The organism is Hyphomicrobiales bacterium (genome assembly GCA_017642935.1).
In the GTDB taxonomy this organism is placed as follows: Bacteria; Pseudomonadota; Alphaproteobacteria; order Rhizobiales; family MH13; genus MH13.
Genome location: JAEPOK010000002.1, coordinates 1,194,953 through 1,219,380, shown reverse-complemented (window position 1 = coordinate 1,219,380; position 24,428 = coordinate 1,194,953). Strand labels below are relative to the sequence as shown.

The window sequence follows — 24,428 nt, the reverse complement described above, 5'->3', positions numbered from 1 at the left end:
GGACCAGCCGATAAAGAGGAAATGACAAAGGAAGGAAGTTTCACGCACCCGAAACTCACGCCGGGGTGCGCGAGCGTGATGTTCGATCACGCCGCCGTGAACAGGCGTCTTTGAAACAATATTTCAGTCCAATGGAATTTCCTTTCAATTTCACCCTCAAAACCTCGCCTTTTCGTGCGAATGCGCCAATTTGCGGGTTGAGCGGCTGTTCACTTTCTGGCAAACAGCCGTGGAAAGGTCAGCGATGTTGTCCTAATTTTTGGACATATCGGACCTCGCGGCACCCCCGGTCATGCGACCAGGTTGGCCGCGACCCTCCGCGCTTGACGCTGCCCGCTTGGCGGGTCATGTCACGGCGGAGCTACGCCAGGGCAGGCGCCCTGGTCCTGAAGAAGATGGCCCTGCGCCATCGCAGCGATGAAAGCCTTCTGCCCTTGGCCGAAACGTGGCCAGCGGTGGTGGCACAACAAACACACGGTTGGCGCAGACCAACGAGCCGCACACTGGTGCGACCCGGCCTGTGACCTACGCTTCTGGCCATTTTGCTCTTTTTGAGAGCCAGAATGGCAGCACACGGCGTCTAACGGCGTGAAGAGGGAAGGAAGAGACCCATGACGAACCATCAAGGGCCAAACCCGGCGACGCAGTCCAACAGCTGGACACTGATTGATACGCGCGCCGCCAAACCGACCTCCACCGCTGCCACCAAAACCGAGTTGCGCGCGCAGGCGTCTGAGTTGGGCTTGTACCGTCCAACGCACGAGAAAGATGCCTGTGGCGTTGGCTTCATTGCCAACATGAAGGGCGAAAACTCCCACCGCATCGTGCGCGACGGCCTGCAAATTCTGGTCAACCTGACCCACCGTGGTGCCGTTGGCGCGGACCCGCTGATGGGCGATGGCGCCGGCATGCTGTTGCAGAAGCCCGACGCGTTCTTCCGCGAAGAGATGACCGCGCAGGGCGTGGAACTGCCAGCCAATGAAGACTATGCCGTCGGCTTCCTCTTCATGCCGCAGGATAATGAACTGCGCGCCCGATGCGAAGAGGTTGTGGAATCGGTCATCGCCGCAGAGGGCCAGGTGCTGCTCGGCTGGCGTGATGTGCCTGTCGACAACTCATCCCTATCCCAGGCGCCTGAAATCCAGGCCTCCGAGCCCGTCCACCGTCAGGTCTTCATCGGCCGTGGCGACACCACGCCGGACGGTGATGATTTTGAACGCCGACTTTTCATCCTGCGCAAGGTGATTTCCAACACCATCTATGGCGGCATCGCGTCCGGCGAGCAGTTCTACATCGTTTCGTTGTCGTCGCGCACGATCGTCTACAAGGGCATGTTCCTGGCCTATCAGCTGGGCGCCTATTTCAACGATTTGACCGACGAGCGCTTCACCTCGTCGCTCGCTCTGGTGCATCAGCGCTTCTCGACCAACACCTTCCCGTCCTGGAAGCTTGCCCACCCCTACCGGATGGTGGCGCACAATGGTGAGATCAACACGCTGCGTGGCAACGTCAATTGGATGGCGGCGCGCCAGGCCTCGGTGGACTCCGAGCTTTTCGGCAACGACATCTCCAAGCTCTGGCCGATCTCTTATGAGGGCCAGTCGGACACTGCTTGCTTCGACAACGCGCTGGAATTCCTCTTCATGGGCGGCTACCCGATGCACCACGCCGTCATGATGCTGGTGCCGGAGGCCTGGTCCGGCAACAAGGTGATGGATGAGGAGCGCAAGGCGTTCTACGAGTACCATGCCGCGCTGATGGAGCCGTGGGACGGACCGGCGGCGGTTGCCTTTACCGATGGCCGCATGATCGGCGCGACGCTTGACCGCAACGGCCTGCGCCCGGCGCGCTATCTCGTCACCGATGATGGCGACATCCTTATGGCGTCCGAAGCCGGTACCCTTGAGGTGCCCGAAGAGAAGATCGTTGAGAAATGGCGGCTCCAGCCAGGCAAAATGCTGCTCGTCGATCTGGAAGGCCAGCGCATCATTTCCGATGAAGACATCAAGCATGAACTCGCGACCGCCAATCCCTATGCCGATTGGGTGGAAAAATCGCAGGTTGTGCTGGAGGATCTGAAGCCCGTGGAAGCGCGTCCATCGCGCGCCGACGTGTCGCTGCTCGACCGTCAACAGGCCTTTGGTTACACGCAGGAAGACTTGAAAATCCTGCTCGCGCCGATGGCGATCACCGGCCAGGAAGCGCTCGGCTCCATGGGTACCGACACGCCGCTGTCGGCGCTGTCTGACAAATCCAAGCTGCTTTACACCTATTTCAAGCAGAACTTCGCGCAGGTCACCAACCCGCCGATCGATCCGATCCGCGAAGAGCTGGTGATGAGCCTTGTGTCCTTTATCGGCCCACGCCCGAACCTGTTCGACTTGGAGGGTCTCTCGCGTCGCAAGCGGTTGGAAGTGCGCCAGCCGATCCTCACCAATGAGGATTTGGAAAAGATCCGCTCCATCTCGCTGTACGAAGACCGGTTCGAAACCAAGACCCTCAACATGACCTATGAGGCTTCGCGCGGCGCGGCTGGCATGCGCGAAGCACTGACTATGCTCTGTGAGCGCGCGGAGGCCGCGGTGCGCGGCAGCTACAACATCATTATCCTGTCCGACCGGATGGTCGGCCCCGATCGCATTCCGATGCCGGCCCTACTGGCGACAGCGGCCGTCCACAACCATCTCATCCGCAAGGGCCTGCGCACCTCGGTCGGTCTGGTGGTGGAAACCGGCGAAGCGCGCGAAGTGCATCACTTTGCTTGCCTCGCAGGCTATGGCGCAGAAGCGATCAACCCCTATTTAGCCTTCGAGACGCTCGCCGACATGCACGCCAAAGAGCTCTTTCCCGACGTCGTCGATAAGTACGAGGTGGTCGAGCGCTACATCAAATCGATCGGTAAGGGCCTTCTGAAGGTGATGTCCAAAATGGGCATCTCGACCTACCAGTCCTATTGCGGCGCGCAGATTTTCGACGCGGTTGGCCTGGGTCAGGCCTTCATCGACGAGTTCTTCTTCGGCACCGCTTCGATGGTTGGTGGCGTCGGCCTGCCGGAGATCGCGCGTGAAACGGTGGAGCGCCATACCGACGCCTTCTCCAACGATCCGGTGCTCGCTACAAACCTGGCCGTCGGCGGCGAGTACATGTTCCGCCAGCGCGGCGAGGATCACATGTGGACGCCCGACATCGTGGCGACCATGCAGCATGCGGTGCGCGGCAATGTCCCGGAGAAGTGGGCCGAATACGCCCGCGAGGTGAACGAAGAAAACGGTCGCTTCACTATGCGCGGCCAGTTCCGCATCAAGAACGCGGACGAAATCGGCACCACACCGATCGCACTTGATGAGGTAGAGTCGGCCGAAGACATCGTGAAGCGCTTCTCAACCGGCGCCATGTCGTTTGGCTCCATCAGTCGCGAAGCGCATGAGACCTTGGCGCTGGCGATGAACGCCATTGGCGGCAAGTCGAACACCGGCGAAGGCGGCGAGGAAGTGGAACGCTTCACGCCCCTGCCCGACGGCCGCTCGAAACGCTCGGCGATCAAGCAGGTCGCCTCCGGCCGCTTTGGCGTTACGACCGAATACCTGGTCAACGCCGACATGATCCAGATTAAGGTCGCCCAAGGCGCCAAGCCCGGCGAAGGCGGTCAGCTTCCTGGCCACAAGGTGGATGCGGTGATCGCCAAGGTGCGCCACTCGACGCCGGGCGTCGGGCTTATCTCGCCACCGCCGCACCATGACATCTATTCGATCGAAGATCTGGCGCAGCTGATCTACGATCTGAAGAACACCAACCCCGCCGCTGACATCTCGGTGAAGCTGGTGTCCGAAGTGGGCGTCGGCACCGTTGCAGCAGGCGTTGCCAAGGCGCGTGCCGATCACATCACCATTTCTGGCTTTGAGGGCGGCACGGGCGCCTCACCGCTGACCTCGATCAAGCATGCCGGTGCACCGTGGGAGCTCGGCCTTGCCGAAACCCAGCAGACGCTGATCACCAACGGCCTGCGCTCGCGTATCGCCTTGCAGGTCGATGGCGGATTGCGCACAGGTCGCGACGTGGTCATCGGCGCGCTGCTTGGCGCCGACGAGTTCGGTTTCTCCACTGCGCCACTGATCGCCGCGGGTTGCATCATGATGCGCAAGTGCCACCTCAACACCTGCCCGGTCGGCATCGCGACACAAGACCCGGTTTTGCGCAAGCGCTTCAAGGGCACGCCGGAGCATGTGATCAACTTCTTCTTCTTCGTCGCCGAAGAGGTCCGCGCCATGATGGCCGAGCTTGGCATCACCAAGTTCGACGATCTGATCGGCCGGTCCGACTGGCTCGACAAGGAAGCGGCGATTGACCACTGGAAGGCCCAGGGCCTCGACTTCACACGTCTGTTCTGGAAGCCGGACGCCGGGCCGGACGACATTCGCTGGACGCAGCTTCAGAAGCATCCGATCGACGATGTGCTTGACCGCAAATTGATCGAACTGGCGCAGCCAGCACTTGAGTCTAAGACGCCGGTGCAGATCGATCTGCCGGTCAAGAATGTCGACCGTTCCGTTGGCGCCATGCTTTCCGGTGAAGTCGCCAAGCGCTACGGCTATAAAGGCCTGCCCGACGACACCATCGCCATCAAGCTTACCGGTACCGCCGGGCAAAGCTTCGGCGCGTTTGTCGCCAACGGCGTCACCATCGATCTGGTCGGCGACGGCAACGACTATGTCGGCAAGGGCCTTTGCGGCGGCCGCCTGATCGTTCGCCCACCGGAAGACACCAAGATCACGCCGGACAAGTCGATCATCATCGGCAACACCGCGCTTTATGGCGCGATCAAAGGCGAATGCTACTTCCAAGGCATCGCAGGCGAGCGTTTCGGCGTGCGCAACTCAGGCGCCGTTGCGGTGGTCGAAGGCTGCGGCGACCATGGCTGCGAATACATGACTGGCGGCGTCATCGTCGTCCTCGGCGAAACAGGTCGCAACTTTGCAGCCGGTATGTCAGGCGGCATCGCCTACGTGCTCGATGAACATAAGCTGTTTGCCGCACGCTGTAACCTTGCCATGGTTGAGCTGGAACCGGTGCCAGAAGAAGATGATCTGATGGAAAAGCTGCACCACCATGGCGGCGATCTGGAGAGCAAGGGTCGTGTGGACCTCTCCTCCGACATGACCCGCTTTGATGATGAGCGCCTGTTCCAGCTTGTCACCAACCACGCCCGCTACACTGGCTCGGCCCGCGCACAGAAGATCCTGGAGGATTGGGAACACTATCGCCCGATGTTCGTGAAGGTGATGCCGGTGGAATACCGACGTGCACTGGAAGAGATGGAAGCCATGCAACTGCAAGGCGTGGCAGCAGAGTGAGTCGATCGACCATGCAGCCAATACCACTAACAGTGCCGGTTGTTTTGGCGTCACTTCCAACACTGGGCGTTGTATACGCGTCAGGGTACTTTTTTGCGCTCAATCAAACAATTCAGAACCAATTCGAAATTCGGAGTGGCTTTCTCACTATTCAAGATTTTCTCCTAATTGGACTAAACTCATCTGTCTTTATTTCTATAAATCTGTTTTTTTGTTCGACCGTTTATATTGCTGCATTAAGAAGCAAATATGGCATCAGCAAAGAATATTATTTTTTAGTTCTAGTAACATTTCTGATAGTAGTTTTTTTCACTGCCGTAGAAAGCCAAGGAGATAAATTCATTTTTGGATCGTCAGGGTCTTGGATGATGTTGGTTGGAACTATTGTGATGATTGCAACACCGATTTGTTTTGGCTTGGCTCTCCGAGGAACCGAAGGACCAAAAGCAGCTTACGGATTCATAGGCACTGGAATTCTGGTTATCTCCCTGGCCGGAACAGTAATCGGAGTTCGAGAAGCCCAGGTTTTTTTAAACGAAAACAATGACCTAAGGATCACAATGCTGAATGCGGAATCCCAGAGGATCTGCGATAGCATTTTCATAAACCGAGACTGGACTCTGTGCAGAAATGAGCATGGTGTGGACTTGATCGACTCCTCGTCAATTTTATCGGTAGTAAGGAACACTGATGGGTAAAGTCACTGGCTTTCTGGAAATCGACCGCCAGGATTCAAAGTATCAGCCAGCGGGCGATCGCATCCGGCATTTCAAGGAGTTCACGCTCCCCATGTCGGAAGCCGACGTCAAGAAACAGGCTGCACGGTGCATGGACTGCGGCATCCCTTATTGCCACGGCCCCACCGGCTGTCCGGTGAACAACCAGATCCCTGACTGGAACGATCTGGTCTACCAGGGCGACTGGGAAAGTGCGATCCGCGATCTGCACTCCACCAACAACTTCCCCGAATTTACCGGCCGCATCTGCCCGGCGCCGTGCGAAGAAGCTTGTGTGCTGAACCTGGAGAACACGCCGGTCGCCATCAAGACGGTCGAACAGGCGATTGCCGACAAGGCATTTGAGAATGGTTGGGTTGTGCCTGAGCCGCCCGAAACCAAGACCGGCAAATCCATCGCCGTCATCGGGTCTGGCCCCGCCGGCATGGCGGCTGCCCAGCAGCTCGCCCGCGTCGGCCACGATGTGCATGTTTATGAGCGCGAGCCCGATGCTGGCGGTCTGATGCGCTACGGCATTCCCGACTTCAAAATGGAAAAAATTCACATCCAGCGGCGCGTAGATCAGATGGAAGCCGAAGGCGTCACCTTCCATTACAACGCCTCGATTGGCGACGACAGCCGCGGTAAGAGCATCCCGCCAAGCGAGCTAATGGAGAAGCATGACGCCGTGCTCATCGCTGCCGGCGCCGAGCATCCGCGCGATCCGGAACTACCGGGCATGGACCTCACCGGCTGTCATTATGCGATGCCCTATCTGGTGCAGCAGAACCGCCGGGTAAACAAAGAAAAGACGATCCCAGAACCGCCGATCCACGCTGCTGGCAAGCACGTCGTGGTGATCGGTGGTGGTGACACGGCGTCGGACTGCATCGGCACCTCGATCCGCCAGGGCTGCTTATCGGTGACACAGCTCGACATCCGCCCAATTCCGCCGGTGCTTGAGGACAAGCTTTCCGTCTGGCCCTATTGGCCGACCAAGTTCCGCACATCCTCGTCACAGGCCGAGGGCGCAGAGCGCGAATTCTCCGCCGCCACACTGGGCATTAAGGGCGACGAAGACGGCAAAGTGGTGGGTGTGGAATGCGCCCGCGTGGATGAAAAGCGCGTCCCGATCGCCGGGACCGAGTTTGTGCTCCGCGCTGATCTGGTGTTGATCGCCATTGGCTTCTCCGGCCCGAAAAAGAACGGCATTGCCGATGCGTTCGGCGCCGAGCTTGCCCGTGACCGCCGGCAAAACATCTTGGCCAATGACGACGACTACAAGACATCGATCGATGGCTTGTATGTTGCTGGCGATATCCGCCGCGGTCAATCGCTGGTGGTCTGGGCGATCCGTGAAGGTCGTCAGGCCGCGCGCGCCATCGACCTTGACCTGATGGGCGAGACGACGCTGCCGCGCTAGTCGCCGGTCAGTCGGCTAGCTATCAGGGCTTTCCGGCCAGGCGAAATTGTCGGCGCGCCCTTCCGGCGCTGGCAACGCTGCCCCTCGCAGAAGCCGCTCGCGTGTCTCTGGTTCTTCCGGCAAAACCTCGCTCGGGCTTCGGGCGAGCGTGGCCGTTGGATCGGCAAACCCTGACGTCATCAGGATAACCGGGCCAATCCCATCAGCTGACAGATTGCTACCCTCAAACACCACCGACGAGACTTCCGGCTCGGGGCCAATCTGGCCATCGCGGGGTACGAACCGTTCGACAAAATGCGCGAATTTCTCGCGTCCCGCACGGTTGAAAAAGATGCCGTCGGACCGCCGCAGGTTCTCTACCTGACCAGCCATGTTCGGCCCGGCGCGGGTGTAGTTTCCCGCTAGGTCGGCAAACCCGGAATAGACGCTCACGAACCGCGCCCGCGTCGGCGCCACGGCCTCTTCGATCACCTGATTGATCAGCCGGATATCTTCATTCAGCGCCGGATCGCCCATCGGCGGCAAGCCGACAAAGATCACCGGATGCCCCTCGGTCACCAAGGTCAGCGCGAAGCTCGACACGCGATTGCGGTAAATGTCCTGCCACGCATTGGAACCAAACGCATAGGACCGATCGCCTTCAATCAGAGGCCGCCGATCACTGTAACCGATCGCAACGGCGATCGCGCCGACCTGGGTGTAATCATCGAGCCGCCGCAGCGCCTCAATATTCCAGTTGAAATCGTCCAGGTCGGTGAGCCCGCTGCCGGGAATGGAATCCCCCTGCGCCTCGATCAACCGGTCGCCGTCAAACCGATCAATCAGCCCCTCACGCAACTGATCGGCAAACTCATCGCCAAACGTGACGACTGTGATGGCGTCAGGATCCTTGGGCGGCGGCAGGTTGATGATCGGCGCCACCTCGACCTGGGGAAGAGGCTGACGCCGGGTTTGGCGCTGTGGCTCGAAACGGAAAATGCGGAAAATGCCGCCGCGATTGCCGCCTGATCGCGCACCCGACCCATCCGGCTGGCTCGGCAAGACGATGGCGCTGGGATCTTCCTGGCGCCAACTCTGCGCCTCGGCGCTGCCTGCCCAAAGGAGCGGCGCGGCAATCACAAAAGCCGCCAAAACGCGAAAGGGGAGAACCATCGACATGGTCTCCCCTTAGCACAGGCCTTTCGGCGAGAAAAAGGCGTATCGGCTACCCGCTCAAACGCGCCAGCAAAGCCGTTGAGGCATAACCATCAGGCACCAGGCCAAGAGAGGCCTGGAAAGCACGGATCGCGCCGCGCGTGTTCGGGCCGATACGGCCATCAATGCCACCGGTGGAGAAGCCGCGCTGTGCCAGGAGGCGCTGCATTTGCTCCACTTGCGCGCGGGTCAGCGGCTGCGAGTCGCGCGGCCAATCGTTCTGAAAGCCACCCAGGCCTTTCAAGCGATCGGCAAGATGACCAACCGCCAGCGCATAGCTGTCAGCATTGTTGTAGCGCTTGATGACTTCGAAGTTGCGCAGCATCAAGAAAGCTGGCCCGCCGGACCCCGCAGGCGCGATTAGCCTGGCCTGGTCATTCGGGCGCGGAAACTGTCGATCGCCGGTGCGCACGATCCCCATTTGCTGCCACTGCGCCAAGGAGCGCTGCGTGGTTTCGTCGACATAGCGCCAATCGAACCCTGGCGGGATGCGCACCTCATAGCCCCAAGTGTGGCCGGGCACCCAACCGGATGCGCGCAGATAGTTGGCGGTCGAGTAAAGCGCATCGGGGACGTTTTGCCAGATGTCGGATCGCCGATCGCCGTCATAATCAGCCGAATGGGCAAGGTAGGTGGTCGGGATAAACTGTGTGTGGCCCATCGCGCCGGCCCAACTGCCATACATCTGGTCGGCGGTTGTGTCGCCACGTTGCAGGATTTGCAGCGCGGCCAACAACTGTTCGCGCCCAAAGCGCCGGCGGTTTTCATCGGCATAGGCAAGCGTGGCAAGCGACCGGATCACCGGTTTCACGATGTTCTGGTTCTGCAGCACCTCGCCGTAGGAGGATTCCATCCCCCAAATGGCCACGACGATAAACTTGGAGACGCCGGTCGCTTCTTCGATTCGCTCAAGCGCCACCGCATGTTCGCGCAACATCTCCTGACCGTTGGTTATCCGCCTGGATGACACGGCGCTGTCCAAATATTCCCATATGGGGCGCACGAACTCCGGCTGGTAACGCGCCGAGCGCAACACGCTTTCATCCGGCGCGGTGACGCCTGCGAAGGCTTGGGCAAGAACGGCATCAGCGATGCCGGCCTGGCGCGCCTCAGCCTGATATTGGGCAACCCAATTCTGAAATGCCGCATCGGCCCGCGCCGTGGACGGCGCAAAACTCAAACCGGCACAAACGGCCAAAAAACCAGCAAAAACAAAGCGGATCATGGTCGATTCCTCGTTTAACCGTACAGCCATCCGGCCGCACGCAACAGTCTATGCCCCAGCAGTGTTGCGACCCGCCATCCTGGTTTCCCAGGCATAGGCATGGCCGACGATCACATCCAAATCATCATAGGCTGGCACCCAGCCCAACTCAGAACGCGCACGCTCGGCGACCGCCACCAGCGTCGCCGGATCACCGGCGCGACGCCCGGTTTCGCGTGCCTCGAACTCAATACCAGACACACGCCGCACCGCCTCCACAACTTGGCGTACAGTGTAGCCACGTCCATAGCCGCAATTCATCACCTGGCTGTCACCACCTGCCCGAAGCCGATCAAGCGCAAGAACATGGGCGGCAATAAGATCGCTTACATGGATATAGTCACGCACCCCAGTCCCGTCCTCGGTGTCATAATCGGTGCCATAGATTTCCATGTGGCTGCGTTGCCCAAGCGCGGCCTGGCTCGCCACCTTAATAAGGTGCGTGGCACGCGGTGAACTTTGCCCTGTTCGCCCGTCGGGATCAGCGCCGGCAACATTGAAATAGCGCAGCGCGGTGTAGGCAAAATCATGCGCTCGTGCCGTATCGGCGAGCATCATCTCGGTCATCAGCTTCGATGACCCGTAGGGAGAAATCGGGATCGTCGGCGCGTCTTCTGCGATCATGGGCTGATCAGGCATGCCATAGACCGCCGCCGTAGAGGAAAAGATGAAATGCTTCACACCGCAATTGATGGCAGCAGCCATCAGGGTGCGCGACTTCACCGTGTTGTTGGCATAGTAGCCAAGCGGATCGGCCACCGAATCGGGCACCACGATTGACCCGGCAAAATGCACCACTGCGTCAACGCCATGCTCGCGCATCACTTTCTCGACCAGAATCTGATCACCAATGTCGCCAATCACCAGCGATACGTCGTCCGGCAGATTTGGCCGGTAGCCGGTGGTCATATTGTCAATCACCACCAGCGGTTCACCGCGATCGGCAAGCGCATAGACCATGTGCGATCCGATATAGCCGGCACCACCGGTCACAAGAACAGTCATGGTATCGCAAACGCTCCGGTCTTTGTTTTGGAACCCTGGCCATCATACCTGGTTTCCAAAAAAGGGCCTGATGCCCTAGGACTCATCTCAACGATTCATGAACACATAAGGTAAATGAAGCATGACGCGTCGCATTCGTAAGGCCGTTTTCCCCGTTGCTGGGCTTGGCACAAGGTTTCTTCCGGCCACCAAGGCCATGCCCAAAGAAATGCTGACCGTCGTCGACCGTCCCGTCATTCAATATGTGTTCGAAGAGGCCCGCGACGCTGGCATCGAGCATTTCATCTTCGTCACAGGGCGCAACAAGTCGGTCATCGAGGACCATTTCGACGTTCAGGTCGAGTTGCGCGACACGCTCGGCAAGCGCGGCAAATTCGCCGAACTGGAGACTTTGGACAACCAAACGCCTCAGGCCGGCAGCGTCAGCTACACCCGTCAGCAGGAGCCGCTCGGTCTTGGTCATGCGATCTGGTGTGCCCGCGAGATGGTCGGCGAGGAACCATTCGCCGTGCTCCTGCCCGACATGATCATGCAGGCGCCCAAAGGCTGCCTGTCACAGATGATGGAGGTCTACGAAAAGACCGGCGGCAACATTGTTTCGGTTGAAGAATGCGCGCCCGAAGAAACTTCCAAATATGGCATTGTCGGCAAGGGCGAAGATGTGGCCGGTGGTTTTGAAGTGACCGCCATGGTTGAAAAACCTGTTCCCGGCGAAGCGCCATCGAACTTCTACATTTCAGGGCGGTACATCTTGCAGCCGGAGGTGATGGGCATTTTGGAAAATCAAGCGGCCGGTGCGGGCGGCGAAATCCAGCTCACTGATGCGATGCTCGCCCTTCATGAGAGCAGCCCGTTTTTTGCCATGCCATTCACCGGCTCGACCTATGACTGCGGCGCGAAATCAGGGTTCTTGGCCGCCAACGTCGCCTTCGCCCTGTCACGCCCCGACATCGCGCCAGGCTTTCAAGAAGCACTGCGCGACATCATTTCCCGGCGCGCCTGACCTCTCGGCAGCGATCAGATGCTCTACGACACTGCTAAGTTTCTGCATGTGACCGGCGTTGCGATGCTGATGGGCAACATTACGGTCACGGCGATCTGGAAGTTCTATGCCGATCGCGATGGGCGCTCGGAGGTTTTGGGTTTTGCGCAAAAACTGGTGACCTACACCGACTGGTCGATGACGGTATGGGGTGTCGTCCTGCTTATGGGCAGCGGTTATTTCATGGCCTACTCGGCAGGGTTTCCCTTGTACGAGGGCTGGCTTCTCTGGAGCCAGGTTCTCTTCGTTTTGGCCGGTATGATCTGGCTCTTGGTGATCGTGCCGATCCAGGTGAAGCAGGCACGCCTCGCTAAAACCTTCCCGGCCAATGGCGTTGGCGAGGACTATCGCGCGCTCTCCCGGCGATGGCTCGTCTGGGGGTTGATCGCCACTGTCCCACTGGTTGCCGCCACATGGCTGATGGTGGTCAAACCGACCTGATTCCAGACGCGGTGGCGCAGCGACCTCAACCCCTAGCGGCGCAGCGTGACGCCGGCCTCAGCGGTAAACCGATTGATATCACCAGCCGCATCCGGCTCGTGCTCAAACGCCGTATCAAGCCGGAACGCCACGATGGGCGACGCCCGCCACGTCAGGCCAGCCCGGCCGGTGTAGGTGCGCGTATCAGCGTCGATGCCGCTGAAAACGGTGTCGTCGACACCGACGCCAAGCCGCAGATCAACGTTACGGCGCAGTGCATGGGTGAGGCCAAGGTCCGCAGAGCGATTGACGCCAACGCCGGACCCAGCCTGGGTCGTCGGATCAAGCGAGGTTTCCACATCCAAAGTAACACTGGTCAGCGCGGTCACGTCCCAGGTGAGCGATGCGGCAGCGGTGACCTCCAAGGCATCGTCGAGCTGATCATCGGCGAATTGCTCACCCGCAATGCCGACCGAGGCCTCGCCGCGCAACGGACCATCATCGGAAATCGTCAAGCCGCCGCGGAGGCCATAATTGATGCTGTTGCGCTCAAAACCATTACGATCAAGCCGCTCATCGAAACGCCGAAGACCGACAGACCCTTCCACAAAAGGCCGGAACACCGGACCCGACGCCTGGGACAGCCGCAAGCTCACACCTCCGTCCCAGCGATTGCGGTCCTCGTTGGATTGCACGCCACCGCCGGCGAGGCTCGTGTCGCTGAACAGGCTGCGCGACACATCGGCGCCAAGGCTCACCTCGATTGGACCGATCCGGCGAGCAACCGTCGCGCCTGCTTCGAAATCATGGGTGTCGGTGCTGCCATCCGCACCCGTCACGGCATTGGGATCGCTGTCCGGCTCGCCGGTCAACGTGTAACCACCGCGAAGCGTAGCGGTCGTTTCCAACCCAAGATCAAGGCGAAGCTCGCTATCAATCTCAAGTGAGCGCCCAAGATCGCGACCATCATAGACATACTCCAACGTGCCACGCAGGCTGCCGGTCCAGGCGTGGCGACGCCAATCGCTTTCCACCCGCAGCTCTGGCGACAAGCGCACCGTGCGGACCTCGCGCGCGTCCACATCGCTGTCGGTGTTGCTGTCATAGCCGAAAGCCAGATCGATGGCCGGAAACCATGTGAGCGGTCCGCTTCGAATGCCGATCGGTGCGTAGGGATCAACCGCATCAATGCCTTGCGTCTCAACTGGATCGGGAACGCCGTCCACCGAACCGGTCAGGAGTTCATCGTCCGCCACAGCAAACCCGCGCAGGTCCGCTTCGCTGACAATTTGCTGATTGGCCGCTTGAAATCCGTCGCTTCCAGGCTGCGAGGCCGTGAAAAACCGCGCGCCAGGTTCTGTTTCCTCAGGCATAGCCGGCAGACCGCCGGTTGGCCGCACATCGGGTCGCGCATCACCGCCATCGGCTAGCCCAACGGTTGGACGCAGCGCGACAAGGCCCCTGCCATCATCATTGCTTGCTTGATCTTGCGCCTGCGCCAATGGCACCGGCAAGGCTCCACCAGACAGACCGACGACCGCCAGAACCGGAGCACACAGAACGAGAATATAGGGACGCAAGCTCATACCGGCACGGTTGCTCTACCAGGCGCGCAACACCGACAGGCGCGCTCCAAAAAGGGTTAAGCAACCTTAAACCGGCACGGTTAACGAGCCGTTTCCGCGCCGTTAACCCCCCCCTAACCCTAAAGTGAGCTTTCGCCGATGCCCGAGTTTTTCGGCCATCGCATTTAGCTCTCGTTTCCCACCTTTGGCGTAGCGTTGCCGATTGAGGCGCCGTGTTCGGCGACGCGCAAACCAACGCAAGGCCTGGGTGAACCCATGGATTTAGCAACGATTATCGGCATTCTGGCGGGCACCGTCGTTGTTGTCGTCGCCATGCTTCTGGGCGGCAGCATCGGGCAGTTCGTCGATCTCCCTTCGATCCTTATCGTGATCGGTGGCGGGTTTGCCGCCACCTTGATCCGCTTCCCGCTGTCCGGCATCGGCCAAGCGCTCATCATGGGCGGCAAAGCAGCCTTCACCCATAAGAAGGTATCCCCCGGCGAGTTGGTCGAAGAAATCGCTAACCTTGGCGATGTCGTGCGCAAAAATGGTCCGCTCGGGCTGGAGAATGTCGAGGTCTCGCACCCGCTCCTGCAAAAGGGAGCGCAGTATGTCACTGACGGTTTCGAGCCAGCGTTCATCCGTGAAAGCCTAGAGCGCGAACGCGACCTGTCGCTGGAACGCCTGTCCGAAGGTCAGCGCGTCTTCAAATCGCTCGGCGATGCCGCCCCAGCATTCGGGATGATCGGAACGCTGGTCGGTCTGGTGCAGTTGCTGGCCAACATGGACGATCCATCGACCATCGGCCCGGCCATGGCAATCGCGCTTCTCACCACCATGTACGGTGCGATCCTTGCCAACCTTGTCTGCTTGCCGATTGCCGACAAGCTGGAATCTAAGTTCGCCGTCGACGAGGTGAATCTCTCGCTCGTCATCGACGGTGTCACACAGATTCGCGAGAACAAGAGCCCGACGCTGATCCGCGAAATGCTGCTGGCCTATCTGCCCGAGAAAGCCCGCGCCGAGCTGGTCGAAGCGGCAGAGGCCGCCTAGGCGGAGCGGCGAACGATGGCACGCAAAAAGGCATCAGGCGGCGGCGTCCCAGAATGGCTGGTCACATTTGCTGACCTCATGTCCATTCTGGTGTGCTTCTTCGTGCTTATCATTTCCTTCTCGATCCAGGATCAGCAGAAACTTCAGATCGTCGCCGGTTCGATGCGGGATGCGTTCGGCAGCCAGGAGATCATCCGCCGGTCCGGCATGATCGAGATCGAAGGCGCGCCGTTACGCGATTTCGTGCGCCGCGTTGGCATCATTGAAACACCGGAAGACTCCGAGTTCGCCAATGAGCGCCACGATATGCGCCCCTTGCAGGGTCCCGAAGCGAACACCCACACGATTGAGCAAGCCGAAACGGAAATTCCGCGTCGCTTCGCGACCGCCGCCGCATCCTTGCGCCAGGCTTGGCAGGCACTGCCGGAGATAACTGAGCTGTCGCAGCACATCATTCTGGAAGAAGATGAGGACGGCCTGCACGTCTCTTTGATCGACCAGGATGGCCGGTCCATGTTCCCTGAAGGATCGAAATATCCCTATGAGACAACGCGCCTGCTGCTCGCCCAGATGGCGCCGACGCTGCGCCAGTTCCCCTACCGGGTGCAGATCACCGGGCACACCTCCGCGTCCACTGCGCCGCCGCTGAACGCCGCCTACACCGATTGGGAACTCTCAGCCGATCGCGCCAACGCCGCACGCCGCATTCTGCAGGATCATGGTGTTCCGCCGGAACGGTTCGCCGGTGTCATCGGTCGCGCCGACAGCGAGCCGTTGTTCACCAACGATCCGCAGCTGCCGGCCAATCGGCGCGTCAGCATCTTGTTGATGCGTGAAGAGCCGCCGATCCCGCACGACCACGTGCCCTAAGGATCGGCGCAGCTGATCACTCCGGTTGGACGTGCTCAACTTCGAGCATCGCGCCACGCACCGCCGACACCCGAACTCGCGCGCCAGCCGGTAAATCCGGTCCTTCAATCCGCCACATCGTATCACCGATTTTGACCCGGCCGGTGCCGCCAACAAGCGGCTCGGCCAAGGTGATCTCGCGGCCAAGATGCGACTTGCCGCGCTCGTTCAGCCCCGGGGTATCGGTGGTCTCATCGCCTTGGCGCGCAAAGAACCGGCGTCCCGCGATCACGAACACCAGCGCCAGAACACCGAATAGGACAAATTCTGTTTGCCAGGATAGGTCCGTGAAAAAGGCGATTGCGCCGACGCCAAGGGCAGCCAACCCCAGCCACATGAAAAACGTGCCTGGCGCCAGCAGTTCCAGACCCAAAAGGGCGATGCCAAGCGTGATCCAGGTCCATTCTCCAAACTGAGAAAAGGATTCCATGATCATGCCCCTCCCGATTTCTTATCGCTCTGGTCACCCAGCGCCGCCTTGGCGATTTCGCCGATACCGGCCACTGAGCCGATGACCGAAGCCGCTTCAAGCGGGATCATCAGCGTTTTTTGGTTCGGCGAGGCCGCGATTTCGCCAAGCACTTTGACGTATTTTTCCGCGACGAAATAGTTCACCGCCTGGGCCGAGCCATTCTCGATGGCCACCGACAGCATCTCGGTTGCTTTGGCGTCGGCCTGGGCCAACCGCTCGCGCGCCTCAGCATCACGGAACGCCGCCTCACGACGGCCTTCGGCTTCCAGCACCAACGCCTGTTTTTCGCCATCAGCACGCAGCACTTCAGCCTGCCGCAAACCTTCGGCTTCGAGAACAGCCGCGCGTTTGTCGCGTTCAGCCTTCATCTGCCGAGCCATGGAATCCACCAGATCGCGCGGCGGATCGATGTCCTTGATCTCGATGCGAGTGATCTTCACACCCCAAGGCTCGACGGCAGCATCGACCACGCGCAGAAGACGGGCATTGATCTCATCGCGGTTCGACAACAGCTCATCAAGCTGCATGGAGCCCATCACGGTGCGAATGTTCGTCAGCGTGAGATTCATGATCGCGTTCTGCAGACCGAGAACTTCATAGGCCGCGCGCGGCGCATCAAGAACCTGGTAGAACGTGACGCCATTGACCGTGACCGTGGCGTTGTCCTTGGTGATGACCTCTTGGCTTGGCACGTCCAGAACCTGCTCCATCATGTTAAGACGCGCGCCGATCTGATCAAAAAACGGCACGATCAAATTGAGGCCTGGGCGCAGAGTTTTGGTGTAACGGCCAAACCGTTCGACGGTGAAGTTGAAGCCTTGCGGCACCTGTTTGACGCCCAGAAAAATGAGCGCAACGACAAGCAGCAAGAGCGCGATGATCACGATATCAAAACCGCCGACCTGAAAATCCAGAAACATGGGTGCCTCGCGCTTGATTCGCCGTGGAACGACCGGAATACTTTACATGCGCCCGCCGGAGCCGAGTTTCAACGGGGCTCCTCGTTCGAGCCTTAAGGACGGATTGGGAACGTGGATCGCGGACCGCACGCCACACTACAGCGCAACGTAGTTTGCGCGAGCGGCAAAACTTGTTCAAAGCACGCAAAGCCTTGAGACAACATGTTGCAGTTCCCACTTCTCCTTATGGAAAGAACGGGAGCGTCCACCATGCCAACGTCAGTCTTGCACCGGTGCTGCTGTTGGCAGCAGCCATTTTTGCGTCCAACACAGCGAATGCCCAACCAACCGGTCAAGTGATGGAGGTCGAAGTTTCCGCACCGTCTTTGACAGGCAACCTGCTTAGAACCCCAGACACCCAGAGCGCCGCGGTCTATCTGCCGCCAAGTTAAGATCAGCAGCCCGACCGGAGATACCCAGTGGTCGTGCTGTTGCACGGCATTTTCGATGATTATGGTGTTTGGCTGGAGCAATTCGGCGTACCAACCATTCTTGACCGCCTGATTCAGGCAGAAGAGATACCCGAACTGATTGTGGTCATGCCCAACGGCGGCAATCGGTACGGCGGTGGATTCTATCGCAACTCGTCGGTCAGCGGGAATTGGGCCGACTATATCGCAGATGATCTTCTCGGCTTTATCGATGAGAATTTCCGCACCCTTGCAGGCGAGTTAAGCCGGGCGATCATTGGCCACTCAATGGGTGGCTATGGGGCTATCAATCTCGCCTTAACGCGCCACGGCTTGTTCTCAACGGTCTGGTCCATGAGCCCTTGCTGCCTGGCCGCCGATGATGATCTGGGTTTCGGCAACGATGCCTGGAAACGCAGTGCATCGGTGTCCTCGCCAGAAGACGTGCAATCGCTCATCGACAGCAATGACTTCTTCCCCATCGCCTTCTTGGGTCTCATCACCGCCTTCAGCCCAGACCGCGATGCGATGCCAATTTATGCTGACTTCCCCTTCGACATTGTGAGGGGCGAAGTTGTTCTCGATGAACCGGCCTATGATCGCTACCTGGACGCGTTCCCAGTCCGCCAGGTTCGCCAAGCGCGTGACAGTCTTCGTGACCTACGAGGCTTAGCGCTCGACGTGGGCCTAGGTGATCAGTTTTTGCACATCCCCGCAGGAACGCTTGCGCTATCGCAACAGCTTGGCGAGGAGCGAATCCCCCACCGCCTGGACGTTTACGACGGCGATCATCGCCAACAAGTTAGCGAGCGCCTTGAGACAGTTGTTTTGCCCTGGGTTGGCGAGCGATTGGCGTCAGAGGAGTGACACCGCAAGAGCTCTCGGTCTGAATGCACGCGGGCGCGGTTACTTCACCCAACCTTGCAGTTCGCGCCGCGTTAGCGCTTCGATCACCCGCATGCCGTTCTCGCTGTCGTTGAGGCACGGAATGTAACTGAAGTTCTCGCCGCCATGCTCTTCGAAAATCTCATGGGCCTCCATGGCGATCTCTTCCAGGGTCTCCAGGCAGTCGGACACGAAACCAGGGTTGAACACCGCGATGTTTTTCACGCCCTCGCTGGCGAGCTTTTCCACTGTCTTGTCAGTGTAGGGCTGAAGCCACTCTTCCGGGCCGAAGCGCGACTGGAAACAGGTCATCAAACGGCCTTTTTCCCAACCAAGCCGCTCTTCTAAGAGTCGCGTCGTCTTGTGGCAGTGGCAGTGATAGGGGTCACCCTTTTTAAAGTAGCTCTCCGGAATGCCGTGATAGGAGGCGATCACTTTTTCCGGCTCAAAGTCGAGCCCGGCCAGATGCTCCTCGATCGAACGAGCGAGCGCGTCGATATAGACCGGCTCGTCATGATAGGCGGGCACCGTGCGGATCGCCGGCTGCCAACGCAGCGACATCAGATGTTCAAACGCCTTGTCGTTGACCGTCGCGGTCGTTGCCGAGGCATATTGCGGATAAAGCGGGAAAAGAAGAATGCGGTCGCAGCCTTCGGCCCGTAAGGCTTCCAACCGTGAAGCGATCGACGGATTGCCATAACGCATGCCCCAATCGACCACGACGTTTTCATGGTCGGCCAGCGCTTCGCCGAGCAAATCCGACTGGGAGCGCGTGTAGGTGCGCAAATAGCTTTCATCCAGCTCTTCGTTCCAGATGGTCGCATAGTCTTTGCCCTTGCGCCCCGGGCGCACCATCAAAACGATGCCGTAAAGGATCGGATACCAGAGCGCCTTCGGCCATTCGATGACGCGACGATCAGTGAGAAACTCTGCGAGATAACGCCGCATCGGCCAGTAATCGGTCGCATCCGGCGTGCCCAGATTGACCAGCAGGACACCGACTTTGCCAAATTTCACTGGCGGATGGTCTTCGGGCAACACCGACAGTTCCAGCGAGCGATTGGGAGCGGCAGGCGCAATGGTTGCCTTGGAAAAAGCCTTGTAATCCTGCGTGTTCACCTTGGAAAACTCCTCACGGCCTGTCCGGGCAATCTGTGTCGGGTGCATAAGCATAGTCCCATACGTGGCAGCAAGGCATTTGGATGGATCAATCGCCGCAGGCTGCCATTGATATCAAGCAATCGCCACGCTTGCGACCTGCCATAAATCTGTCATGGTACCGTCACACCGGAGCGGGACAGCTCTGGCAAGAAATCACCAATCAACCATACCCACGTGCCTTGAGGGAGGCTTTTCATGCACCATACTCCAACCCGTTTGTTGGCTGCGCTCGGTCTATCGACCGCGCTGCTGACCGCCCCTGCCCTTGCGCAGGAGGTTACCAACGTCGATGTGACGCTCCTGCTCGTCAACGATATCTACTCGATTGACAATCGCTCCGATCAAGGCGGTTTTGCCCGCCTATCGGCCGTTGTTCAGGCCGAGCGCGAAGCCAACGACAACGTCATCTATGCCGTCGCCGGTGACTTCCTTTCGCCATCCCTGCTGTCGTCATTCGATCAGGGCGAGCACATCGTTGAACTGTTCAACATGACGCCGCCGGACGTCATCGTGCCTGGCAACCATGAGTTTGACTTTGGCGAAGAGGTGTTCCGCGCCCGCATGGCCGAGGTCGAAGGATCCAACCTTCTGGCCGCCAACATGCGCAACGAAGACGGCACCGTGCTTGATGGTTTCTCCGACACCATGATGATGGATGTCGACGGGCTGATGATTGGCATCATCGGTCTGGCTGCCGATGATTCCGATGAAAAATCGAGCCCCGGCACGATCCAGATTTCCAGCGCCTTGGAAACCGGTCTGGCGCAAGCCGACGCGCTGCGCGATGCCGGTGCTGACATCATCGTCGCCGTCGCTCACGCCAACATCGCTGTCGACAATGCGATGTACGCAACTGGCGAGTTCGACATCATCCTGTCCGGCGATGATCACGATTTGCGCCTGATGTACGATGGACGCACGGCCTTGGTGGAATCCAGCGAGGAAGCTGAATATGTCACCGCCATCGATGTCTCCGCCACCATCGAGGTGGAAGGCGATGATCGCGACGTCGATTACACGCTGGCCTTCCGCCCCATGTCGACCCTTGGCATGGAAGGCGACGCGGAGGTTGCTGCGCGTGTCGATGAACTGAACGCCCTGCTCGATGCCGAACTCGACGTTGCGCTCGGCACGATCACCGCTGAACTCGACTCCCGCCGCGCGACGGTGCGCACGCAAGAGGCCACGATGGGCAACCTCGTCGCCGATGGCATGCGCGCTGCGGTTGGTGCCGATATCGCGATCACCAATGGTGGCGGCATCCGCGCCGACAAGGTCTACGATCCAGGCACCGAAATTACCCGTCGCGATATCCTGACCGAGCTGCCGTTCGGCAACGTCAACATCATGATCGAGCTGTCCGGTGCCGAAGTTCTGGCCGCTTTGGAAAACGGCTTCAGCCGGGTTGAAGATGTGTCGGGTCGGTTCCCACAGGTCTCCGGCATGACCATCGAAGCCGACATCACGCGTGAGCCGGGCGACCGCGTCACGTCCGTCATGGTTGGCGGTGAGCCGCTCGACATTGGCGCAACCTACACCGTGGCGACCAACGACTTCATGGGTCGCGGCGGCGACGGATACACCATGTTCGCCGAAGCGCCCCGCGTTGTGCGCGAGGAAGACGCCAAGCTGATGGCCAATGACGTGATGGTGCATGTCCGCGAGTTGGGCGAATTCGCCCCGGCCATCGACGGCCGGATCATGCTGACGCGCTAACGCCGACGCCGATCAGAACAACGAAAGGCCGGGAGCAATCCCGGCCTTTTTTGCCGCTTGTCATCCTCGCCCCTGTGGCGGGGATCCATCCCAATGAGCGTTTCGTAGCATCGCAGTCGCAGTGACAATCATGGGAATGGATCTCTGTGACCAGGACAGAGATGACGGCACCGACGGCTGCTTAAGCCGCCATCACGGCAAAGGTCCGACCCGTATTGCCGAACTGACCAGGTGCGACACGCTCCAGCACCGGTCGCAAGCCGGTTAGGGCCTCGAAGCGCGCAAGCACGTCATCTTCAATCCAATCGCCAGCTTCGGTTTCGACTTGAAGAATGGGCTCTGCCTCATCCTTGGAATGGGCGATCAGACGGGCGTCGAGCACATCCTCATGCTCACTGACCAGAGCGGCAATGTCGCTCGCCTTCACCGCATGCTCCTGCACCGTGGCCACCGGCTGGGCAAAGCCCATCCACCCTTGCAGACCAGGCGCACGATAGCGATGCGGCACCTGCTCGAAAGCCGAAAGCACGCCGGTGCGCAAAGGTGCGTCGGACTCGTCGCCAAGAACCACCTCGCCGATCATGCCGTGCGGAACCGGGTTTTCGCCACCGGGGCGAAGCACCGATACCTCGACACCCTCCAGCAACGCGTAGGCGTCCTCGCGATTGCTGCGCGTGGCATAGGGTCCGAAGACAGGGTCCGTCAACATGTCGCAGAGCGCAATTTGATGCTGCCCCATGACAGTGTGAACGATGGGAAACACTGCGCCTCCACCGACCAGCGCATGGGTCAAGACCGGGGCATAGCCAGCCTGGCAAAGCGCGAAAAGCCGATCCGGCGAGCCAACGAAACAGGTGGCAACCAAGCTCTCGTCTTCGAGCATGTCTTCACCACTGACAGATCTTGCGCCAAGCGCATTCAGCGCCTCTTCGGCCATGGCCTGCAGCGATCCATAGGCTGGCCCAAACCCGTTGAGCACGACCATGCCCTCGCCGATATCTGCGCGTTCAAGAGCGGCCGTCATGCGCTCCACGGCGCCAGGCAACGGCGGTCCAGCCAATGCTTCGCTTTGGTCAAGGAGGTCCTCAATCATGAAACGCTTCACTCCAACACAACGCAACGCTTACTCAGCGTCCAGTGTCGCCGCAAAGCCTTACCAAGTGGTGGACTGAAATTAACCTTTGCCAGCGGCGCGCGACCGCCTAGCCGTCCATGACTGTGACATTGACGGTCTGCGTTTCCAGCTCGATCGGGCCAAAAGATGTTAGAAAGGCCACCTCAGAGGCATCGGTGCCGACGCCGATCCGGGCGATGCTGTCGGCCGGCGCCATGCCGGTGGCGTCCACCAGGTGCCAGGTGCCATCGAGAAAAATCTCCGCCACCGCGTGAAAATCCTGCGGCGTGACGCCCGGAGCATAGACGCTGACAAATCGCGCCGGGATCGTCGCAGCGCGCGCCAAGGTGATCATCAAATGCGCAAAGTCCCGGCACACGCCCTGACGTTCGACGAACGTGTCGGTGGCCGACGTCTGCGCGTTGCTCGCCCCCGGGACGTAGGCGATGGATTGGTTCACCCAGTCGCGCATCGCGACGATCTTTGCCCCCGCTTCCAAGAAGCCAAACTCGGCCGCCGCAAAGCTTTGAAACTGGTCGGACGGACAGAAACGCGAGGGCATGAGGTAGCGCACGGTATCACCGGGCAGCAGATGAGGCGGCACTTGTGCCAAGGCCGAGATATCGAGCACCGGACGATCGATATGGACCTGCGCGGTGTAATGACAGCGGAACGGTTCGTCGGTTCGCAGCCAGATACGATCGCCTAATCCCTCTTCGGCAGCGACACGGGCAAAATGACTGGTGGTCGAGAGCTGCAAATCGCTTGACCGAACCTGCTGGTCGGCAAGGTCGGCAACCTCGATCTGCAGCAACAGGTCGGTTGGCCCTGCAACCCGATAAGCAAGGTGGATATCGATTGCTTGGTCCAAAGCTTCGGCTTTCATGAGGCGCTAGAAAGGTGGCGCAGAAACATGGGCCAGAATCCACCTAGGTGGATTCTGGCCAGGAAGAGAAATGCTTGGAGACAACGGCACGAGACGCGCAAGGTTCCCGCGCCAATTACCTATAGGCCTGCGGGCGCGCGATGGCTAATGGCGTTTCTCTGTCGCCAAGCGTCACTCGTCCCAGGGGATTGGCTGGCGGTCCCGGAAGATACGGCCTGACGGCGCGCCGTCGGGGAGAGTCGCCAAGAACAGCGCGGTTTCGGCGCCCTCTTCCGGCGTGCGATTGGCGCCAGCGCCACCCATATCGGTGCGCACCCAGCCTGGGCACATGGCGTTGACCAGAACGCCGCGCCCAGCTTCGCGCGCGCCTTTGATGGTGATTGCATTCAAGAACGCTTTGGTGATGCCATAAGCACCTGGCCCAAGCCCATTCAATGAGCCCCAGCCGGACGACACATTGACCACACGGCCATAGCCGCGCGCCGCCATGCCAGGCATCAGCAACCGCATCAACTGAAGCGGCCCAAGCGCGTTGACGCGCGTGGAGGCTTCGATGTCTTCCCAAGGCATGGTCAGCATGTCGCCGTCGGGCAGAATGCCGGCATTGTTCACAAGAACATCGATGGTGACTTGATTGCGCTCCAATTTAGCAAGGCCTTGCTCAATGGACACCGGGTCAGCAACGTTAAGGGTCAGCGACCGCGTTTCGACGCCATGCCGTTGGTGGAGACCAATGGCCAGTTCGCCAAGCGTTGCGCCATCCCGTCCAGCGAGCACGACATTCAAGCCAAGCGATGCGAGGCCTTGTGTGATTGCTTTACCGATACCGCGATTGGCACCGGTCACGAGGGCTGTGCGATTCATGAAAAGCACTCCGGATTGT

At 59.7% G+C, this 24,428-nt stretch carries 19 protein-coding genes; 9 read left to right on the top strand and 10 right to left on the bottom strand.

What is annotated here, in order from left to right:
* Positions 1 to 611 precede the first annotated feature (611 nt).
* Genes gltB through JJ917_15155 form a run of 3 tightly spaced genes read left to right on the top strand, consistent with a single transcriptional unit; the run spans position 612 to position 7,490 of the window.
* Entirely contained in the window at positions 612 to 5,351 is a 4,740-nt protein-coding gene (gene gltB, locus JJ917_15165; GenBank protein ID MBO6700167.1) for a glutamate synthase large subunit, read from the top strand.
* Positions 5,348 to 6,049 (top strand): hypothetical protein, encoded by a 702-nt coding sequence (locus JJ917_15160; protein ID MBO6700166.1) that lies wholly within the window; start codon positions 5,348 to 5,350, stop codon positions 6,047 to 6,049. The genes gltB and JJ917_15160 overlap by 4 nt, the downstream gene beginning before the upstream one ends.
* The gene (locus tag JJ917_15155; GenBank protein MBO6700165.1) at positions 6,042 to 7,490 is read left to right on the top strand and encodes a glutamate synthase subunit beta; all 1,449 of its coding nucleotides are present in this window, start codon (positions 6,042 to 6,044) and stop codon (positions 7,488 to 7,490) included. The genes JJ917_15160 and JJ917_15155 overlap by 8 nt, the downstream gene beginning before the upstream one ends.
* Positions 7,491 to 7,505: 15 nt before the next feature.
* On the opposite strand, the gene JJ917_15150 is transcribed toward JJ917_15155, so the two are convergent.
* From JJ917_15150 to galE, 3 genes are read right to left on the bottom strand one after another with little or no spacing between them, the layout of a single operon-like run.
* Positions 7,506 to 8,648, bottom strand: coding sequence for a DUF459 domain-containing protein (locus JJ917_15150; GenBank protein ID MBO6700164.1), 1,143 nt, complete (start codon positions 8,646 to 8,648; stop codon positions 7,506 to 7,508).
* A gap of 46 nt (positions 8,649 to 8,694) precedes the next feature.
* On the bottom strand, positions 8,695 to 9,939 hold the full coding sequence (locus tag JJ917_15145) for a lytic murein transglycosylase (protein MBO6700163.1): 1,245 nt from the start codon (positions 9,937 to 9,939) through the stop codon (positions 8,695 to 8,697).
* Between the two features lie 18 nt (positions 9,940 to 9,957).
* Positions 9,958 to 10,953 (bottom strand): UDP-glucose 4-epimerase GalE, encoded by a 996-nt coding sequence (galE, locus tag JJ917_15140; protein ID MBO6700162.1) that lies wholly within the window; start codon positions 10,951 to 10,953, stop codon positions 9,958 to 9,960.
* Between the two features lie 121 nt (positions 10,954 to 11,074).
* Between galE and galU the strand changes: the two genes are divergently transcribed.
* Together galU and JJ917_15130 are read left to right on the top strand one after the other, a co-directional pair.
* Positions 11,075 to 11,956, top strand: a complete 882-nt coding sequence (gene galU / locus JJ917_15135; protein MBO6700161.1) for a UTP--glucose-1-phosphate uridylyltransferase GalU — start codon at positions 11,075 to 11,077, stop codon at positions 11,954 to 11,956.
* Between the two features lie 18 nt (positions 11,957 to 11,974).
* Entirely contained in the window at positions 11,975 to 12,436 is a 462-nt protein-coding gene (locus JJ917_15130) for a DUF2269 domain-containing protein (protein MBO6700160.1), read from the top strand.
* Positions 12,437 to 12,468: 32 nt separating this feature from the next.
* Here JJ917_15130 and JJ917_15125 read toward each other — a convergent pair whose 3' ends face one another.
* On the bottom strand, positions 12,469 to 14,001 hold the full coding sequence (locus JJ917_15125; protein ID MBO6700159.1) for an outer membrane beta-barrel protein: 1,533 nt from the start codon (positions 13,999 to 14,001) through the stop codon (positions 12,469 to 12,471).
* A gap of 255 nt (positions 14,002 to 14,256) precedes the next feature.
* On the opposite strand from JJ917_15125, the gene JJ917_15120 reads away from it, so the two are divergent.
* Positions 14,257 to 15,033, top strand: coding sequence for a MotA/TolQ/ExbB proton channel family protein (locus tag JJ917_15120; GenBank protein ID MBO6700158.1), 777 nt, complete (start codon positions 14,257 to 14,259; stop codon positions 15,031 to 15,033).
* 15 nt (positions 15,034 to 15,048) lie between these two features.
* Positions 15,049 to 15,903 carry a flagellar motor protein MotB gene (locus tag JJ917_15115; GenBank protein MBO6700157.1) on the top strand — a complete coding sequence of 285 codons (855 nt, stop codon included), beginning with the start codon at positions 15,049 to 15,051 and terminating at the stop codon, positions 15,901 to 15,903.
* Between the two features lie 16 nt (positions 15,904 to 15,919).
* Here JJ917_15115 and JJ917_15110 read toward each other — a convergent pair whose 3' ends face one another.
* Complete coding sequence (locus tag JJ917_15110; protein MBO6700156.1) at positions 15,920 to 16,378, bottom strand: NfeD family protein; 459 nt, start codon at positions 16,376 to 16,378, stop codon at positions 15,920 to 15,922.
* Complete coding sequence (locus JJ917_15105) at positions 16,375 to 17,334, bottom strand: SPFH/Band 7/PHB domain protein (GenBank protein MBO6700155.1); 960 nt, start codon at positions 17,332 to 17,334, stop codon at positions 16,375 to 16,377. The genes JJ917_15110 and JJ917_15105 overlap by 4 nt, the downstream gene beginning before the upstream one ends.
* 458 nt (positions 17,335 to 17,792) lie before the next feature.
* Between JJ917_15105 and JJ917_15100 the strand changes: the two genes are divergently transcribed.
* Entirely contained in the window at positions 17,793 to 18,650 is an 858-nt protein-coding gene (locus JJ917_15100; GenBank protein MBO6700154.1) for an alpha/beta fold hydrolase, read from the top strand.
* Positions 18,651 to 18,689: 39 nt separating this feature from the next.
* Here JJ917_15100 and JJ917_15095 read toward each other — a convergent pair whose 3' ends face one another.
* Positions 18,690 to 19,835, bottom strand: a complete 1,146-nt coding sequence (locus tag JJ917_15095) for a ferrochelatase (protein ID MBO6700153.1) — start codon at positions 19,833 to 19,835, stop codon at positions 18,690 to 18,692.
* A 189-nt stretch (positions 19,836 to 20,024) separates the two neighbouring features.
* Here JJ917_15095 and JJ917_15090 point away from each other — a divergent pair, with 189 nt between their 5' ends.
* Positions 20,025 to 21,545, top strand: a complete 1,521-nt coding sequence (locus JJ917_15090) for a 5'-nucleotidase C-terminal domain-containing protein (GenBank protein ID MBO6700152.1) — start codon at positions 20,025 to 20,027, stop codon at positions 21,543 to 21,545.
* A gap of 181 nt (positions 21,546 to 21,726) precedes the next feature.
* Here the strand turns inward: JJ917_15090 and JJ917_15085 are convergent, their stop codons facing one another.
* The 3 genes from JJ917_15085 to JJ917_15075 all read right to left on the bottom strand — a co-directional run bounded on the left by JJ917_15085 (position 21,727) and on the right by JJ917_15075 (position 24,409).
* Positions 21,727 to 22,638 (bottom strand): hypothetical protein, encoded by a 912-nt coding sequence (locus JJ917_15085; protein MBO6700151.1) that lies wholly within the window; start codon positions 22,636 to 22,638, stop codon positions 21,727 to 21,729.
* A 109-nt stretch (positions 22,639 to 22,747) separates the two neighbouring features.
* Positions 22,748 to 23,545 carry a transglutaminase family protein gene (locus JJ917_15080; GenBank protein ID MBO6700150.1) on the bottom strand — a complete coding sequence of 266 codons (798 nt, stop codon included), beginning with the start codon at positions 23,543 to 23,545 and terminating at the stop codon, positions 22,748 to 22,750.
* 171 nt (positions 23,546 to 23,716) lie between these two features.
* Positions 23,717 to 24,409 (bottom strand): SDR family NAD(P)-dependent oxidoreductase, encoded by a 693-nt coding sequence (locus JJ917_15075; GenBank protein ID MBO6700149.1) that lies wholly within the window; start codon positions 24,407 to 24,409, stop codon positions 23,717 to 23,719.
* Between the last annotated feature and the right edge of the window lie 19 nt (positions 24,410 to 24,428).

What these genes read in the sequence shown, in the direction of transcription:
- gltB (MBO6700167.1), top strand. Translation starts at nt 612, where the DNA reads ATGACGAACCATCAAGGGCCAAACCCGGCGACGCAGTCCAACAGCTGG.
- JJ917_15155 (MBO6700165.1), top strand. Translation starts at nt 6,042, where the DNA reads ATGGGTAAAGTCACTGGCTTTCTGGAAATCGACCGCCAGGATTCAAAG.
- JJ917_15150 (MBO6700164.1), bottom strand. Translation starts at nt 8,648, where the DNA reads ATGTCGATGGTTCTCCCCTTTCGCGTTTTGGCGGCTTTTGTGATTGCC.
- JJ917_15145 (MBO6700163.1), bottom strand. Translation starts at nt 9,939, where the DNA reads ATGGCTGTACGGTTAAACGAGGAATCGACCATGATCCGCTTTGTTTTT.
- galE (MBO6700162.1), bottom strand. Translation starts at nt 10,953, where the DNA reads ATGACTGTTCTTGTGACCGGTGGTGCCGGCTATATCGGATCGCACATG.
- galU (MBO6700161.1), top strand. Translation starts at nt 11,075, where the DNA reads ATGACGCGTCGCATTCGTAAGGCCGTTTTCCCCGTTGCTGGGCTTGGC.
- JJ917_15130 (MBO6700160.1), top strand. Translation starts at nt 11,975, where the DNA reads ATGCTCTACGACACTGCTAAGTTTCTGCATGTGACCGGCGTTGCGATG.
- JJ917_15125 (MBO6700159.1), bottom strand. Translation starts at nt 14,001, where the DNA reads ATGAGCTTGCGTCCCTATATTCTCGTTCTGTGTGCTCCGGTTCTGGCG.
- JJ917_15120 (MBO6700158.1), top strand. Translation starts at nt 14,257, where the DNA reads ATGGATTTAGCAACGATTATCGGCATTCTGGCGGGCACCGTCGTTGTT.
- JJ917_15115 (MBO6700157.1), top strand. Translation starts at nt 15,049, where the DNA reads ATGGCACGCAAAAAGGCATCAGGCGGCGGCGTCCCAGAATGGCTGGTC.
- JJ917_15110 (MBO6700156.1), bottom strand. Translation starts at nt 16,378, where the DNA reads ATGATCATGGAATCCTTTTCTCAGTTTGGAGAATGGACCTGGATCACG.
- JJ917_15105 (MBO6700155.1), bottom strand. Translation starts at nt 17,334, where the DNA reads ATGTTTCTGGATTTTCAGGTCGGCGGTTTTGATATCGTGATCATCGCG.
- JJ917_15095 (MBO6700153.1), bottom strand. Translation starts at nt 19,835, where the DNA reads ATGCACCCGACACAGATTGCCCGGACAGGCCGTGAGGAGTTTTCCAAG.
- JJ917_15090 (MBO6700152.1), top strand. Translation starts at nt 20,025, where the DNA reads ATGCACCATACTCCAACCCGTTTGTTGGCTGCGCTCGGTCTATCGACC.
- JJ917_15085 (MBO6700151.1), bottom strand. Translation starts at nt 22,638, where the DNA reads ATGATTGAGGACCTCCTTGACCAAAGCGAAGCATTGGCTGGACCGCCG.
- JJ917_15080 (MBO6700150.1), bottom strand. Translation starts at nt 23,545, where the DNA reads ATGAAAGCCGAAGCTTTGGACCAAGCAATCGATATCCACCTTGCTTAT.
- JJ917_15075 (MBO6700149.1), bottom strand. Translation starts at nt 24,409, where the DNA reads ATGAATCGCACAGCCCTCGTGACCGGTGCCAATCGCGGTATCGGTAAA.